This window comes from Streptomyces sp. AHU1, assembly GCF_045343905.1.
Lineage (GTDB): Bacteria > Actinomycetota > Actinomycetes > Streptomycetales > Streptomycetaceae > Streptomyces > Streptomyces triticiradicis.
The window spans coordinates 5,274,869-5,289,759 of sequence record NZ_CP174283.1; the positions used below are offsets into that span (position 1 = coordinate 5,274,869).

Below are 14,891 nucleotides of genomic sequence, written 5' to 3' on the forward strand. Positions count from 1 at the left end.
CCGCCGGCCCCAGGACCCCCGTATCAGACCCCTAAGACTTACAACCCTGAGAGGGATTGACGCATAGTGCTCGACGTCAACTTCTTCGATGAGCTCCGGATCGGTCTGGCCACCGCTGACGACATCCGTCAGTGGAGCCACGGCGAGGTCAAGAAGCCCGAGACCATCAACTACCGCACCCTCAAGCCCGAAAAGGACGGACTCTTCTGCGAGAAGATCTTCGGTCCGACCCGGGACTGGGAGTGCTACTGCGGCAAGTACAAGCGTGTCCGCTTCAAGGGCATCATCTGTGAGCGCTGTGGCGTCGAGGTCACTCGCGCCAAGGTGCGCCGTGAGCGGATGGGCCACATCGAGCTGGCCGCTCCCGTCACCCACATCTGGTACTTCAAGGGCGTTCCGTCGCGTCTGGGCTACCTGCTCGACCTCGCCCCGAAGGACCTCGAGAAGGTCATCTACTTCGCCGCGTACATGATCACGTACGTGGACGAGGAGCGCCGTACGCGCGACCTGCCCTCGCTGGAGGCCCACGTCTCCGTCGAGCGCCAGCAGGTCGAGAACCGCCGCGACGCCGACCTGGAGGCCCGCGCCAAGAAGCTCGAGACCGACCTGGCCGAGCTGGAGGCCGAGGGCGCCAAGGCCGACGTGCGCCGCAAGGTGCGCGAGGGCGCCGAGCGCGAGATGAAGCAGCTGCGCGACCGCGCGCAGCGCGAGATCGACCGTCTCGACGAGGTGTGGACCCGCTTCAAGAACCTCAAGGTCCAGGACCTGGAGGGCGACGAGCTCCTCTACCGCGAGCTGCGTGACCGCTTCGGCACGTACTTCGACGGTTCGATGGGTGCCGCGGCGCTGCAGAAGCGCCTGGAGTCCTTCGACCTCGACGAGGAGGCCGAGCGCCTCCGCGAGATCATCCGCACCGGCAAGGGCCAGAAGAAGACCCGCGCGCTCAAGCGCCTCAAGGTCGTCTCCGCGTTCCTGCAGACCAGCAACAGCCCCAAGGGCATGGTGCTCGACTGCGTGCCGGTCATCCCGCCGGACCTCCGTCCGATGGTGCAGCTCGACGGTGGCCGCTTCGCGACCTCCGACCTGAACGACCTGTACCGCCGCGTGATCAACCGCAACAACCGCCTGAAGCGGCTTCTCGACCTCGGCGCGCCCGAGATCATCGTGAACAACGAGAAGCGCATGCTCCAGGAGGCCGTCGACGCGCTCTTCGACAACGGCCGTCGTGGTCGCCCGGTGACGGGCCCCGGCAACCGTCCGCTGAAGTCGCTGTCCGACATGCTCAAGGGCAAGCAGGGTCGATTCCGTCAGAACCTGCTCGGCAAGCGCGTGGACTACTCCGCGCGTTCCGTCATCGTCGTCGGTCCGCAGCTGAAGCTGCACCAGTGCGGTCTGCCCAAGGCCATGGCGCTGGAGCTCTTCAAGCCGTTCGTGATGAAGCGCCTGGTCGACCTGAACCACGCGCAGAACATCAAGAGCGCCAAGCGGATGGTCGAGCGCGGCCGCACGGTCGTGTACGACGTCCTCGAAGAGGTCATCGCCGAGCACCCGGTCCTGCTGAACCGTGCGCCCACGCTGCACCGCCTCGGCATCCAGGCCTTCGAGCCGCAGCTCGTCGAGGGCAAGGCCATCCAGATCCACCCGCTCGTCTGCACCGCGTTCAACGCGGACTTCGACGGTGACCAGATGGCCGTGCACCTGCCGCTGTCCGCGGAGGCGCAGGCCGAGGCCCGCATCCTGATGCTGTCCTCGAACAACATCCTCAAGCCCGCCGACGGCCGCCCGGTCACGATGCCGACCCAGGACATGGTCCTCGGTCTGTTCTTCCTGACCACCGACGGCGAGCTGCGTGACGTCAAGGGCGAGGAGCGCTCCTTCGCGTCCGTCGCCGAGGCGATCATGGCGTTCGACGCCGGCGAGCTCTCGCTGCAGTCGCGCGTGGACATCCGCTTCCCGGTGGGCACCATCCCGCCGCGCGGCTGGACCCCGCCGGCGCAGGAGGAGGGCGAGCCGGAGTGGCAGCAGGGTGACACCTTCCGCCTGCGGACGACCCTGGGCCGCGCGCTCTTCAACGAGCTGCTGCCCGAGGACTACCCGTTCGTCGACTACGAGGTGGGCAAGAAGCAGCTCTCCGAGATCGTCAACGACCTCGCCGAGCGCTACCCCAAGGTCATCGTGGCGGCGACGCTCGACAACCTGAAGTCCGCGGGCTTCTACTGGGCGACCCGTTCCGGTGTCACCGTGGCCATCTCCGACATCGTCGTTCCCGACGCCAAGCGCGGGATCGTCAAGGGCTACGAGGACCTGGACGAGAAGGTCCAGAAGCAGTACGAGCGTGGTCTGATCACCAAGGAAGAGCGCACTCAGGAGCTCATCGCGATCTGGACCAAGGCGACCAACGAGGTCGCCGAGGCGATGAACGAGAACTTCCCGAAGACCAACCCGGTCTCGATGATGGTGAACTCGGGCGCCCGAGGCAACATGATGCAGATGCGTCAGATCGCCGGTATGCGTGGTCTGGTGTCGAACGCCAAGAACGAGACCATCCCGCGTCCCATCAAGGCCTCGTTCCGTGAGGGCCTGTCCGTGCTGGAGTACTTCATCTCCACGCACGGTGCCCGTAAGGGTCTGGCGGACACCGCCCTGCGTACCGCCGACTCGGGTTACCTCACCCGTCGTCTGGTGGACGTCTCGCAGGACGTCATCATCCGCGAGGAGGACTGCGGCACCGACCGCGGTCTGCGTCTGGCCATCGCCCAGCGCGGCGAGGACGGCGTGCTGCGCAAGACGGAGAACGTCGAGACCAGCGTGTACGCCCGTGCGCTGGCCGAGGACATCACCGTCGACGGCAAGGTGCTGGCCCCGGCCAACACCGACCTCGGCGACGTCCTCATCGACGAGCTGGTCCGCCACGGCATCGAGGAGGTCAAGACCCGTTCGGTCCTGACCTGTGAGTCCGCCGTCGGCACCTGCGCCATGTGCTACGGCCGCTCGCTGGCCACCGGCAAGCTGGTCGACATCGGTGAGGCGGTCGGCATCATCGCCGCCCAGTCCATCGGTGAGCCCGGTACCCAGCTGACGATGCGTACCTTCCACACCGGTGGTGTGGCCGGTGACGACATCACCCAGGGTCTGCCCCGTGTCGTCGAGCTCTTCGAGGCCCGTACCCCGAAGGGTGTCGCCCCGATCTCCGAGGCCTCCGGCCGCGTGCGGATCGAGGAGACCGAGAAGACCAAGAAGATCGTCGTCACCCCGGACGACGGCAGCGACGAGACGGCGTTCCCGATCTCGAAGCGCGCCCGTCTCCTGGTGTCCGAGGGCGAGCACGTCGAGGTGGGCCAGAAGCTCACCGTGGGTGCCACCAACCCGCACGACGTGCTGCGCATCCTGGGCCAGCGTGCCGTCCAGGTCCACCTGGTCGGCGAGGTCCAGAAGGTCTACAACTCGCAGGGCGTGTCGATCCACGACAAGCACATCGAGATCATCATCCGGCAGATGCTGCGCCGTGTGACGATCATCGAGTCGGGCGACGCGGAGCTGCTGCCCGGCGAGCTGGTCGAGCGCTCGAAGTTCGAGACCGAGAACCGTCGTGTGGTCCAGGAGGGTGGTCACCCGGCTTCGGGTCGTCCGCAGCTCATGGGTATCACCAAGGCCTCGCTGGCGACGGAGTCCTGGCTGTCGGCCGCCTCCTTCCAGGAGACGACCCGAGTCCTGACGGACGCGGCGATCAACGCCAAGTCCGACAGCCTCATCGGCCTCAAGGAGAACGTCATCATCGGTAAGCTCATCCCGGCCGGTACGGGTCTGTCCCGCTACCGCAACATCCGGGTCGAGCCGACCGAAGAGGCCAAGGCCGCGATGTACTCGGCCGTCGGCTACGACGACATCGACTACTCGCCGTTCGGCACGGGCTCCGGCCAGGCCGTCCCGCTGGAGGACTACGACTACGGTCCGTACAACCAGTAAGCGGTAGTACGAAGGGCGGTCACCCCCGATCGGGGGTGACCGCCCTTCGGCGTTCCCGGTCTCAGCGCGGGAGCTGGAGGTACGGCTCCAGGGCGCGCAGCCGGGTGTAGTTGTCGGGGTGGGTGGACAGCAGTCTGGCGAGTCCGGTGGGCTCATGGAGCTTCTTGCCCTGGGCGGCGGCGGCCGACTTCGCCGCGTCCTCCTCGGCCTGGAAGTGGCGCAGGACCTCGGCCATCTCGGGCGCGAAGCCGAGGGCGGCGGACTGCTGGTCGGCGCGCAGTTCGCCGAGGCGGCCCGCCCAGGCGAGGAGGTAGGGCGCCACGACCAGGGGGACGGTGATGTACCAGGCGACGAGGAAACCGGCGACCACGAACATCCCCATGAAGAGGATCAGCAGCCCGGTCGCGGCCGCGGAGAAGACCCCGGCGACGGCGAGCGCGATCCTGGCCATCCCGCGGGTGAAGGCCCAGGCGAGCCGGCCGGGCAGCGAGTACCAGTAGCCGAGGAGACCGGCCCAGGCGTGACCGCCGGTGTGGTGGCCGAGCTCGTGGGCGAGCACGGCGGCCAGGTTGCTGCTGGGGATCTTGTTGAGGGAGTAGGTGGTGACGCCGACGACGTGGCCGGCGACCGCGACCGCGTTCAGGTCGTCGCTGTTCTCCACCATCAGCTCGTAGGTGTTCGCCTCGATCCCGGCCCGTGCGGTGACCTCGCGCCAGATCGGCTCCAGCCGGGCGCGTTCCTCGGCCAGCGGCTCCCGCAGTTTGAGCACGTGCCGGGCGAAGCGCAGCTCGGTGGGCCGGTGGAAGACGAGCGCTCCGGAGGCCACCCAGGCCACGACGACCAGCCAGCCCACGACCGTGCCGCAGATCCCCAGCGCGAGGGCCGACACCACGGCGAGGCTCACCAGGGCGCCGGGGATCTGCGTGGCCAGCTGCCCGATGGCGGTGGCGTCGGCGCCCCGCTGATGGCTCGCCAGATGGACGCGTGAGCCCTGGTGGCGGTAGTCGAGGTCGTCGGGCGCGACGGCGGGCCGCGGGATGAACGGCTTCGGCTCCGGCTGCTGCCCCGCGGACCGCGGGTCGGCTCCCTGGTACTGCGGACCAGGGCCCGCCGCCCCGGGGTACTGCGGCCCGGGACCGCCGGGTCCGGGGTTCCCGGGGTACTGGGGGGCCTGGTTCCCCGCCCCCGGGTACTGGGGGGCCTGGCCGGCCGTTCCCGGGTACGGCGGCGCGGTGCTTCCGGCCGCCGCCCCGGGGTACTGCGGCCCCGGCCCGCCGGGCCCGGGACTCCCGGGGTACTGAGGGGGAGCGGCCGCGGCCCCCGGGTACTGCGGTGCGGGGCTTCCGGCTCCCGGGTACTGCGGCGCCGCACCCGCCCCCGCTCCCGGGTACTGGGGCACGGCACTTGCGGCCGCCGTTCCCGGGTACTGCGGTGCGGGGCTTCCGGCTCCCGGCCCCGGGTACTGCGGTCCCGGTCCGCCGGGGCCGGGTCCCCCGGGGTACTGCGGCGGGGGAGCGGAGGCTCCGGGGTATTCGGGCGGCGGGGTCGCGGCTCCCGGGTACGGGGGCCCGGGGTACGAGGGCTCGTGGGCCGGGCCTGGAGGCTGGGACATGACGGCTCCTTACGGTGCGGCTGGTGGCTGTGCGGGGGTGGTCACGCGGGCTCGCCGTCCGGCAGGGCGGGAGGCACGGCGGCCCGGGCGCCGTCGGGGAGGCCGGGCACCGGGGGCACGGCCGGGGCGGGCCCGGCCGCCGGGTAGGGCGTCGTGGAGGGCGGTCCGTACGGGGCCGGGGGACTGCCGGGCTGTCCGGGCACCACGGGGGACCCGGCGCCCGCACCGCCGGTGTACGGCGGCCGGTCGCCCGCGTGAGGGGGCTGCCCGGCGTACGGCGCCTGCCCGCCCGTGTCACCCGTGCCGCCCGCGTACGAGGGCTGCCCGGCGTACGGCGCCTGCCCGCCCGTGTCACCCGTGCCGCCCGCGTACGAGGGCTGCCCGCCCGCATACGGGGGCTGTCCGGCGTACGGGGGCGGGCCCGCGTACGGGGGCTGTCCCATGTACGGCGGCTGGGGAGAGGGGCCGGGATAGGGGGACTGGCCCGGATACGGCCGCTGGGGCGGCGTCTGCGGCTGTCCGGGCGCCGCCCCGGCGGGCAGCGCCCCCTGCGCCGGAGGCGTCTGCTGCTGGATCAGCTCGTCGACGGCCCGCAGGGTCGAACGCGCCGACTCCGCCTTCTGGAAGTCCTCCATGCTGTCCCCGGCGATGGCCTGCAGTTGGCCCCTGATGATGGACAGCTGGTCCTTCTGGATGGACCCGACGACCATTTTGGTGTCCTCGGGGTGCTGGGACAGGTGCAGGGCCCAGGCGGCGACGCCTCCGTGCTGGAGGTGGTACTGGTAGAAGTTGATCTTCTCGGCGATCAGATGGTGGTCCTGCTGCTGGCGCAGCATCTCCAGCTCGTGCTGCTGCCGGGCCAGCCGGAGCCGGAACTCGTGCTCGGGGTCGAGCATGTCGGACTCGTAGCGCAGGCTCCGCTGCCGCCGCCGGTGCGCGATGGCCTCGTCGTCCAGCCGCAGCCGTACGGCGCAGGTCACGGCGAGCCCGATGCCCGCCGCGAAACCGCCCTCCTCCACGGCCCGCTGGACCGCGCGCTCGGCGGCCGGGCTGTCCTCGATGGAGAAGGCGCGGCTCACCGGCCGCGCGAGCTGGTGCAGCTCACGGGTGAGCCGCGTCGGCACGTCGCGCTCGCCGCTCGCCACGTACGCGATCGGGTCCGCGACCCGCCAGGTCAGATCGGCCGTGGCGCCGAAGGAGAACGCGTCGTCGTCGCTCGGCATCTCCAGCGCGAGCTGGACGGGGTGGCTGCCCATGTCCACCTCGTAGACGGAGGTGTAGCGGCGGGTGGCCGCGTCCGAGCGGCTGGGCCGGTGCGGCGGGATGTAGACGTCGTACTCACCCTTCGTGGTGGCGAAGACCAGGGCGTGGTCGATCGCGGTGACCGCGCGGCGGACGGTGTAGTCGAAGCGCGCGATCGGCCGCACGGTGAGCACCGGGTCGATGAGCGCGGTGTGCCGGTTGGCGTCCTGCTGCCACTCCGGCTGACGGCGGAACTCCGCCATGGTTCAACTCCTCGATGGATCTCTCGACGGATCTGGGGTGGAGGGGGTCAGGAGGCCGAGCAGGCGGTCGGCCACGGGTGGGCGCGGGCCGCCGTCCGGGGCGCGCAGGTTGACCAGTTCGTGGCTCAGCCGTTTGCGGTCGTCTGCGGTGACGACCAGCGCGGGCAGCAGCAGTTCCAGGGCCTGCGCGACGTCCGCCCGGCGTTCGGCCAGCCGTACCCAGGTCTGCAGGGCGGTCAGGGCGCCACGGGTGTGTCCGCGGTCGCCGAGCGCGGTCCGCCAGAGGGTGGCCAGGTCGCGGGCCGAGTCCAGCTCGTACATGCCGGTGTCGGCGTACCACTCGACGAGCGCGCCCTCCTCCGCGTTGTCGCAGGCGCGCACGAACGCGGCCAGCGCGAGCGCCCGGACCGAGGCCGTGTCGTGGTGGAGCAGGCGCACCAGCTCGGAGAGCATCTCGCCGCGCCGCGCGCCCACCGAGAGGAGCAGGGCCGTGGAGTCGACCAGGTTGTTCGACTCGGTCCTGTTGCTGCCTCCGGCACGGGCGCGGGCGGCGAGCGCGCTCAGCGCCGGGCCCGCGAGGTCGGGGCGCAGCGGGGTGAGCAGGCCGAAGGCGCGGATCGCGGTCCAGCGGCGGCCCCAGTGGGTGTCCGTGCACCACTGGGTGAGCAGGCGCAGGACGACGGGCGCGTCGAGGAGCTGGGCGAGCGTGAGGGTGTTCGCGGCGGTGACGCGGGGACCGAAGGCCTTGGACACCGCCCAGCCGTCGATCAGCAGCGCCATCGCCGAGGGCAGGTCGGCGCGGGCCAGCAGCGCGGTGGCAGCGGCGGCCCGGGTCCGGACGACCGGACGGCTGTCGCGGGCCAGGTCCCTGAGCCAGGCGACCAGCGCGGGACGGGCCGACGGATGGCCCGTCCAGACCTCGCCGAGCAGCACCCGGGGGGTGTTCTCCTTCTTGAAGCGGGCCGTGAACTGCGGGACCGGTCCCCAGTCGGTGTCCTCGTTGCGTAACTCGCCCTCGGCGCGTGCCCGCTCCAGCCTGGTCTCGGCGGGCAGTCCGAACACCGGGATCTCCGGCGGCTGCTCGGGGTGCTGGAGCCGCTGGAAGTGCACGTACAGCTTGTCGGCGAGTTCGGCGGCGAGCACGTAGGGCGCCTGGTCGAAGACGGCGAGCGAGATGAGGAAGGCCTTGTCGCGCAGGGTGGACTCGGGGTCGCCGAGCCACTCCCGGCACTGCTGTTCGACCGCCGCGTGCCCGAAGTCGGCGAGGCGGGCCGCCGCCTGTTCGCCGCCGTCGTAACGGGCGACCTCGACGGCGAACCGGGCCACCTCGGCGGGGCGGTGGGCGCCGCGCGCGAGGAAGTCGCGGACGGGGCCGAGGGCGAGCAGGCCGGAGCCGTCCTCGGTGTCCTTCCGCAGGTCGGCCAGGTGGGCGCGCAGTACCGCGGCCGCTTCCGGGGGCTCCCAGACGCAGGGGGTGACCCCCAGCAGGAAGGGGGAGTTCTCCAGGGTCACGACCAGGTAGCCGTCGTTCTTCGCGAGCCGGTCGCGGGCCGCGTACAGATGGGTGTCGCGCAGCGGACGGTTGCGGCTCAGCGGCAGGTCGCGCAGGACGTGGCCGCCGGGTGCGGTGAGCTGGACGCCCAGGTTCGCCGGGCCGGTCTCGGCGGACAGCGCGTGCACGGCGGGCACGCCCAGGTGGTGCAGGAGCATGAGGGCCGCGGAGTGGCGGCCGGTGGAGTGGGCGCCGGCGAGGACCAGGACGCGCTCGTCGCGCAGCCGGGCCAGGGCGGCGGCGAAGGAGGGGCCCTCGACGAAGACCGCGGCGAGCGCGTCGAGCCGCTGCCGGGGGATCTCGCCGGAGACGTACGCCGCCGACGCGGAGGCCGCGTGGTGGTGGATCTCCGTCTTGCCGCCCATGAACACATCACGGGCCGAGCCGCCCGCCGACACCCCGTGCTGGGCCCCGCCGACCAGGCTGCCGCCGAAGGAGGCGGCCTCGCTGAAGATGAACCCCGGGGTGTGCGCGACGAGTTCGCGCTGTGCGGCCCTGGCCTCCTGGGTCTCCTCCTCGGGCCCGCCCGCCTCGGTGCCCGCCTCCGGATCCGGGTGCGGTCCGGGCGGCCGGGGCGCGTCCGGCGGCGGTACGTCGTCGAAGCCGTCCCGTGCGGGCGCTGGCGCCGTCACGCGGGCTCACCCCCGCTCCTGCCCAGGTGGACGTCCCCGGTGACCTGCCCGCCGGACACCCCGTGCTGGTCCCCCGCGACGAGGCTCCCGCCGAAGCTGGGGGATCCGGAGCCGAAGTTGAAGACGACGCCCGCGGGCGGCGCGGCGGTCGCCGCGGGCTGCCGCGCGGGCTCCTCGGCCGACTCGGACCTCTCGGCCGACTCGGATCCCTCGGGCTGCCCGGCCGGTTCGGACCCCTCGGGCTGCTCGGCCGACTCGGACCTCTCGGGCTGCTCGGATCGGGCGGACTCGCGCGGTTCGCGCGGCCCGGAGGCGGCAGCCGCCGATTCGGCCGCCCTCGATCCGGCCGCCCCCGGCGCCGGGCTCTCCCCCGAGCAGTCCGGCGCCGGGGCTCCCCCTCTTTCACCGTGGTCGTCCGCCCCGCGCGGAACCGGGCCGTGCAGCCAGGCCCGCAGGGGTCCGTTCTTGCTGTCCACCGTCACCGGGTGGAAGCCGTCCGCCGGGATGCCCGGGTGGTCGTGCCGCACGATCCCGGAGTGCACGTTCTCCGAGACGCACAGGGCGAAGTCGTCCGGCCGCTCCCGCAGGGCCGCGCGCAGCAGGTGGGCGTCGAGGAGCCGGCAGGCGTGGTTGAGGTCGGAGCCGACCCAGCCGTCGCGCTCGTCGACGGCGACGTATCCGGTGGCGACGACACCGCGCAGCCGGATCTGGGCCGAGCTGGACGCCGTCCGGTTGACCGAGCGGAGCAGCTCGGGCACCTCGGCGAGCAGGGTGCGCAGCAGTGCCGTGACGGAGGCGTTGGCGTCGATCAGCTCCATCACCGAGTCGCCGCGGTCCGCCCGCAGGCGCAGCCGTTCGTCGATGCCGGCGCTCTCCAGCGCGCGGTCCGTGATGTCGTACAGCATCCGGCGCAGATAGGCCTGTTCCACGTCGTCCCGGTCGCTGTACTTCTCGATGTCCAGCAGGAGGATCGTCCGGCTCACGGGATCGGTCATGGTCGCCTTTCGGTGGGGGACTCGCCTGGCAAGCAGGTTGGCGTCACCGGTGGGGCGGGTGTGAGGGCGGATGTCCCACTCGGAGTGTGACCGTGTGCACAGAAGCGGTCCGCCGTCACGGGAGCCCCGGCGGTCGGCGACCGCCCGTCGGGCCACAGAGCCGTGGGCGTGACCCGGCACGGGCGGTCGGCGCGGGGAGGGGGCGTGGGCCTGCGGCGCGACGGACCGCCGCCGGGCGAAGTCGTGAGAGTGACCCGGCACGGGCAGGTGGTGCGGGGCGTGAGCGTGCCTCGGGGCCGGCTGTCGGTGCGGGGAGCGGAGTCGTGGCCGCGCCCGGGCGGGAGCCGTCGGTTCATCCCCGGGCGATCCGCCGCAGGACGTCCATGCGCAGGATCACCATCGTCCGGCGCCCCGTCAGCACCGCGTCCCGCTCGCGGAGTTCCTTCAGGAGCCGCTGGACCATCTCCCGGGACGCCCCCACCGAACCCGCCAGCTCCTGCTTGCTCAGCGGGACGGAGAGCTCGATGCCCTCCTCGGTGCGGCGGCCGTTCGTGCGGGCCAGGTCGAGCAGGAGCGCCGCGAAGCGCTCGCGGACGCTCATGGAGGCGAACTCCAGGCGGCGGCGGTCGGCGGCGCGGGTGCGGTCGGAGGTGAGGCCGAGGAGGGCGAAGGAGACCGCGGGGGAGCGGGCGAGGAAGTCCCGGAAGTGTTCGCGCACGAGGGCGACGGTGCGGACCGGTTCCAGGGCCGTCACCGTCGCGGAGCGCGGCCGGCCGGTGAGGGCGGCGGACTCCCCGACGATGTCGCCGGGGCCGCGCAGCGCGAGCAGTGCCTCGTAGCCGTTGGCGGCGGCCGCCGTCACCTTCGTCCAGCCGTGCGTCACGATCAGCACGTGCGACGAGGGCTCGCTCTGGCGCAGGAGCACCGTCCGGGTCGTGAAGGACAGCTCGCGGCCGAGGGAGAGCAGCGCGGAGCGGTCCTCGCTCTCCAGTCGCGCCAGGAACGGCACCCGGTCGTCCAGGCTCTCGTCCCCGCCTAAGGATCCAGCCGTCACGAGTCCATCCCCCGTCCCCCGATCGGCCCCGTCGGCCGACGCACGGTGACCGATGCGCGGCAACGGGTCAACGTACTCACCCAGTGTGTGCGCCGCGGACGAATCACGGACTTTCATCGCGGAACCGGTGACAAGCTGCGCCAAGTGTGAAGTACCCCGAGAATGGATCGGGAGAAGTCCGGCGTGTCGGGCACCACGGCATTTGTTTTGACCGAAGTCCGTGAGGTAGGTACGCTCATACCTTGTGCCTGGGGTGTGCCCTGGCTCTCGTGCGTGCCTTCAGACCGCAAGGGGAGCCGTAAGCGGTCACCGCGATCTGCGCCCTTTTCGCCTTGCGGCGAGGGGTCTGCAGCATTCGACACACCCGACCGCGTGGGTCGGTGGCGTTCCAGGTTAGCTTCACCATTCGGCACACAGAAACCGGAGAAGTAGTGCCTACGATCCAGCAGCTGGTCCGGAAGGGCCGGCAGGACAAGGTCGAGAAGAACAAGACGCCCGCACTCGAGGGTTCGCCCCAGCGTCGCGGCGTCTGCACGCGTGTGTTCACGACCACCCCGAAGAAGCCGAACTCGGCCCTGCGTAAGGTCGCGCGTGTGCGTCTGACCAGCGGCATCGAGGTCACGGCCTACATTCCGGGTGAGGGACACAACCTGCAGGAGCACTCCATCGTGCTCGTGCGCGGCGGCCGTGTGAAGGACCTGCCGGGTGTTCGTTACAAGATCATCCGCGGCTCCCTCGACACCCAGGGTGTCAAGAACCGCAAGCAGGCCCGCAGCCGCTACGGCGCCAAGAAGGAGAAGTAAGAATGCCTCGTAAGGGCCCCGCCCCGAAGCGCCCGGTCATCATCGACCCGGTCTACGGCTCTCCTCTGGTGACCTCCCTCATCAACAAGGTGCTGCTGAACGGCAAGCGCTCCACCGCCGAGCGCATCGTCTACGGCGCCATGGAGGGTCTGCGTGAGAAGACGGGCAACGACCCGATCATCACGCTGAAGCGCGCGCTGGAGAACATCAAGCCGACCCTCGAGGTCAAGTCCCGCCGTGTCGGTGGTGCGACGTACCAGGTTCCGATCGAGGTCAAGCCCGGTCGTGCCAACACGCTCGCGCTGCGCTGGCTCGTCGGTTACTCCCGCGCACGTCGCGAGAAGACCATGACCGAGCGTCTGCTCAACGAGCTTCTCGACGCCTCCAACGGCCTCGGTGCCGCTGTGAAGAAGCGCGAGGACACCCACAAGATGGCCGAGTCCAACAAGGCCTTCGCGCACTACCGCTGGTAGTCGCTACCCCCATCGAGACCGAGAGAAGACTGAAGCCTCATGGCTACCACTTCACTTGACCTGGCCAGGGTCCGCAACATCGGGATCATGGCCCACATCGACGCGGGCAAGACGACCACCACCGAGCGGATCCTCTTCTACACCGGCGTCAGCTACAAGATCGGTGAGGTCCACGACGGCGCTGCCACCATGGACTGGATGGAGCAGGAGCAGGAGCGTGGCATCACGATCACCTCTGCTGCCACCACCTGTCACTGGCCGCTCGAGGACAACGACTACACGATCAACATCATCGACACCCCCGGGCACGTCGACTTCACGGTCGAGGTGGAGCGTTCGCTCCGCGTGCTCGACGGTGCCGTCACGGTGTTCGACGGTGTCGCGGGTGTCGAGCCGCAGTCCGAGACGGTGTGGCGTCAGGCCGACCGTTACGGCGTGCCGCGCATCTGCTTCGTGAACAAGCTGGACCGCACCGGCGCCGAGTTCCACCGCTGCGTGGACATGATCGAGAACCGCCTCGGCGCGGTCCCGATCGTCATGCAGCTCCCGATCGGTGCCGAGATGGACTTCAAGGGCGTTGTGGACCTGGTCCGCATGAAGGCGCTCGTGTGGTCCGCCGAGGCGGCCAAGGGCGAGATGTACGACGTCGTCGACATCCCGGCCACGCACACCGAGGCCGCCGAGGAGTGGCGCGGCAAGCTGGTCGAGACCGTCGCGGAGAACGACGAAGAGATCATGGAGCTGTACCTGGAGGGCCAGGAGCCCACCGAGGAGCAGCTGTACGCCGCGATCCGTCGCATCACCATCGCGTCCGGCAAGTCCGACGGCGTCACGGTCACCCCGGTGTTCTGTGGCACCGCGTTCAAGAACAAGGGCGTTCAGCCCCTGCTCGACGCGGTCGTGCGCTACCTCCCCACTCCGCTTGACGTCGAGGCCATCGAGGGCCACGCCGTCAACAACCCGGAGGAGGTCGTCAAGCGCAAGCCGTCCGACGAGGAGCCGCTGTCCGCGCTGGCGTTCAAGATCATGAGCGACCCGCACCTCGGCAAGCTCACCTTCGTCCGGGTCTACTCGGGCCGCCTGGAGTCCGGCACCGCCGTGCTGAACTCCGTCAAGGGCAAGAAGGAGCGCATCGGCAAGATCTACCGCATGCACGCGAACAAGCGTGAGGAGATCGAGTCGGTGGGCGCCGGCGACATCGTCGCCGTCATGGGCCTGAAGCAGACCACCACCGGTGAGACGCTGTCCGACGACAAGAGCCCGGTGATCCTGGAGTCCATGGACTTCCCGGCTCCGGTCATCCAGGTCGCCATCGAGCCCAAGTCCAAGGGTGACCAGGAGAAGCTGGGTGTCGCCATCCAGCGTCTCGCGGAGGAGGACCCCTCCTTCCAGGTTCACTCGGACGAGGAGACCGGCCAGACCATCATCGGTGGTATGGGCGAGCTGCACCTCGAGGTGCTGGTCGACCGTATGCGCCGTGAGTTCAAGGTCGAGGCCAACGTCGGCAAGCCGCAGGTCGCGTACCGCGAGACGATCCGTCAGGCCGTCGAGCGTCACGACTACACGCACAAGAAGCAGACCGGTGGTACCGGTCAGTTCGCCAAGGTGCAGATCGCGATCGAGCCGATCGAGGGCGGCGACGCCTCGTACGAGTTCGTGAACAAGGTCACCGGTGGCCGCATCCCGAAGGAGTACATCCCTTCGGTCGACGCGGGTGCGCAGGAGGCCATGCAGTTCGGCATCCTGGCCGGCTACGAGATGACGGGCGTCCGCGTCATTCTTCTCGACGGTGGCTACCACGAGGTCGACTCCTCCGAGCTCGCCTTCAAGATCGCCGGTTCGCAGGCCTTCAAGGAGGCCGCGCGCAAGGCCAAGCCCGTGCTCCTCGAGCCGATGATGGCCGTCGAGGTCACCACGCCCGAGGACTACATGGGTGAGGTCATCGGCGACATCAACTCCCGCCGTGGCCAGATCCAGGCCATGGAGGAGCGCATGGGCGCCCGGATCGTCAAGGGTCTGGTCCCGCTCTCGGAGATGTTCGGCTACGTCGGAGACCTCCGCAGCAAGACGTCGGGTCGCGCGAGCTACTCGATGCAGTTCGACTCCTACGCCGAGGTTCCGCGGAACGTCGCCGAGGAGATCATCGCGAAGGCCAAGGGCGAGTAACACACCTCGTTTACACGCTTTAGGCTTGACACCGACCGCCGGGGTTTTACCGGCAAGGGACAACCCCGGCGGGCGGCACCCCAGCAAAGATCACCTGGCGCCGATGAGTAAGGCGTACAGAACCACTCCGTAG

At 70.4% G+C, this 14,891-nt stretch carries 9 protein-coding genes; 4 read left to right on the forward strand and 5 right to left on the reverse strand.

Features of this window, described 5'->3' with window-relative positions; all coding sequences use genetic code 11:
* Positions 1-66: 66 nt before the first annotated feature.
* Positions 67-3,966, forward strand: a complete 3,900-nt coding sequence (locus tag ACICHK_RS23620) for a DNA-directed RNA polymerase subunit beta' (RefSeq protein WP_151473512.1) — start codon at positions 67-69, stop codon at positions 3,964-3,966.
* Between the two features lie 61 nt (positions 3,967-4,027).
* Here ACICHK_RS23620 and ACICHK_RS23625 read toward each other — a convergent pair whose 3' ends face one another.
* The 5 genes from ACICHK_RS23625 to ACICHK_RS23645 all read right to left on the reverse strand — a co-directional run bounded on the left by ACICHK_RS23625 (position 4,028) and on the right by ACICHK_RS23645 (position 11,316).
* On the reverse strand, positions 4,028-5,578 hold the full coding sequence (locus ACICHK_RS23625; RefSeq protein ID WP_406838452.1) for a M48 family metalloprotease: 1,551 nt from the start codon (positions 5,576-5,578) through the stop codon (positions 4,028-4,030).
* A 41-nt stretch (positions 5,579-5,619) separates the two neighbouring features.
* Positions 5,620-7,083: a PE-PGRS family protein gene (locus ACICHK_RS23630; protein WP_406838453.1), complete on the reverse strand. Its 1,464-nt coding sequence runs from the start codon at positions 7,081-7,083 to the stop codon at positions 5,620-5,622.
* A 3-nt stretch (positions 7,084-7,086) separates the two neighbouring features.
* Positions 7,087-9,267: a hypothetical protein gene (locus ACICHK_RS23635; protein WP_406838454.1), complete on the reverse strand. Its 2,181-nt coding sequence runs from the start codon at positions 9,265-9,267 to the stop codon at positions 7,087-7,089.
* A complete protein-coding gene (locus ACICHK_RS23640; RefSeq protein WP_406838455.1) occupies positions 9,264-10,262 on the reverse strand; it encodes a hypothetical protein in 999 nt (332 codons plus the stop codon). Before ACICHK_RS23640 ends, ACICHK_RS23635 begins: the two co-directional genes overlap by 4 nt.
* A 352-nt stretch (positions 10,263-10,614) precedes the next feature.
* Positions 10,615-11,316: a Crp/Fnr family transcriptional regulator gene (locus ACICHK_RS23645; protein WP_225860902.1), complete on the reverse strand. Its 702-nt coding sequence runs from the start codon at positions 11,314-11,316 to the stop codon at positions 10,615-10,617.
* 431 nt (positions 11,317-11,747) lie between these two features.
* Here ACICHK_RS23645 and rpsL point away from each other — a divergent pair, with 431 nt between their 5' ends.
* From rpsL to fusA, 3 genes are read left to right on the forward strand one after another with little or no spacing between them, the layout of a single operon-like run.
* Positions 11,748-12,119: a 30S ribosomal protein S12 gene (gene rpsL, locus ACICHK_RS23650; protein WP_003948652.1), complete on the forward strand. Its 372-nt coding sequence runs from the start codon at positions 11,748-11,750 to the stop codon at positions 12,117-12,119.
* A gap of 2 nt (positions 12,120-12,121) precedes the next feature.
* Positions 12,122-12,592: a 30S ribosomal protein S7 gene (rpsG, locus tag ACICHK_RS23655; RefSeq protein ID WP_003992340.1), complete on the forward strand. Its 471-nt coding sequence runs from the start codon at positions 12,122-12,124 to the stop codon at positions 12,590-12,592.
* A gap of 39 nt (positions 12,593-12,631) precedes the next feature.
* On the forward strand, positions 12,632-14,758 hold the full coding sequence (gene fusA / locus ACICHK_RS23660; RefSeq protein WP_103549170.1) for an elongation factor G: 2,127 nt from the start codon (positions 12,632-12,634) through the stop codon (positions 14,756-14,758).
* Positions 14,759-14,891: the final 133 nt, after the last annotated feature.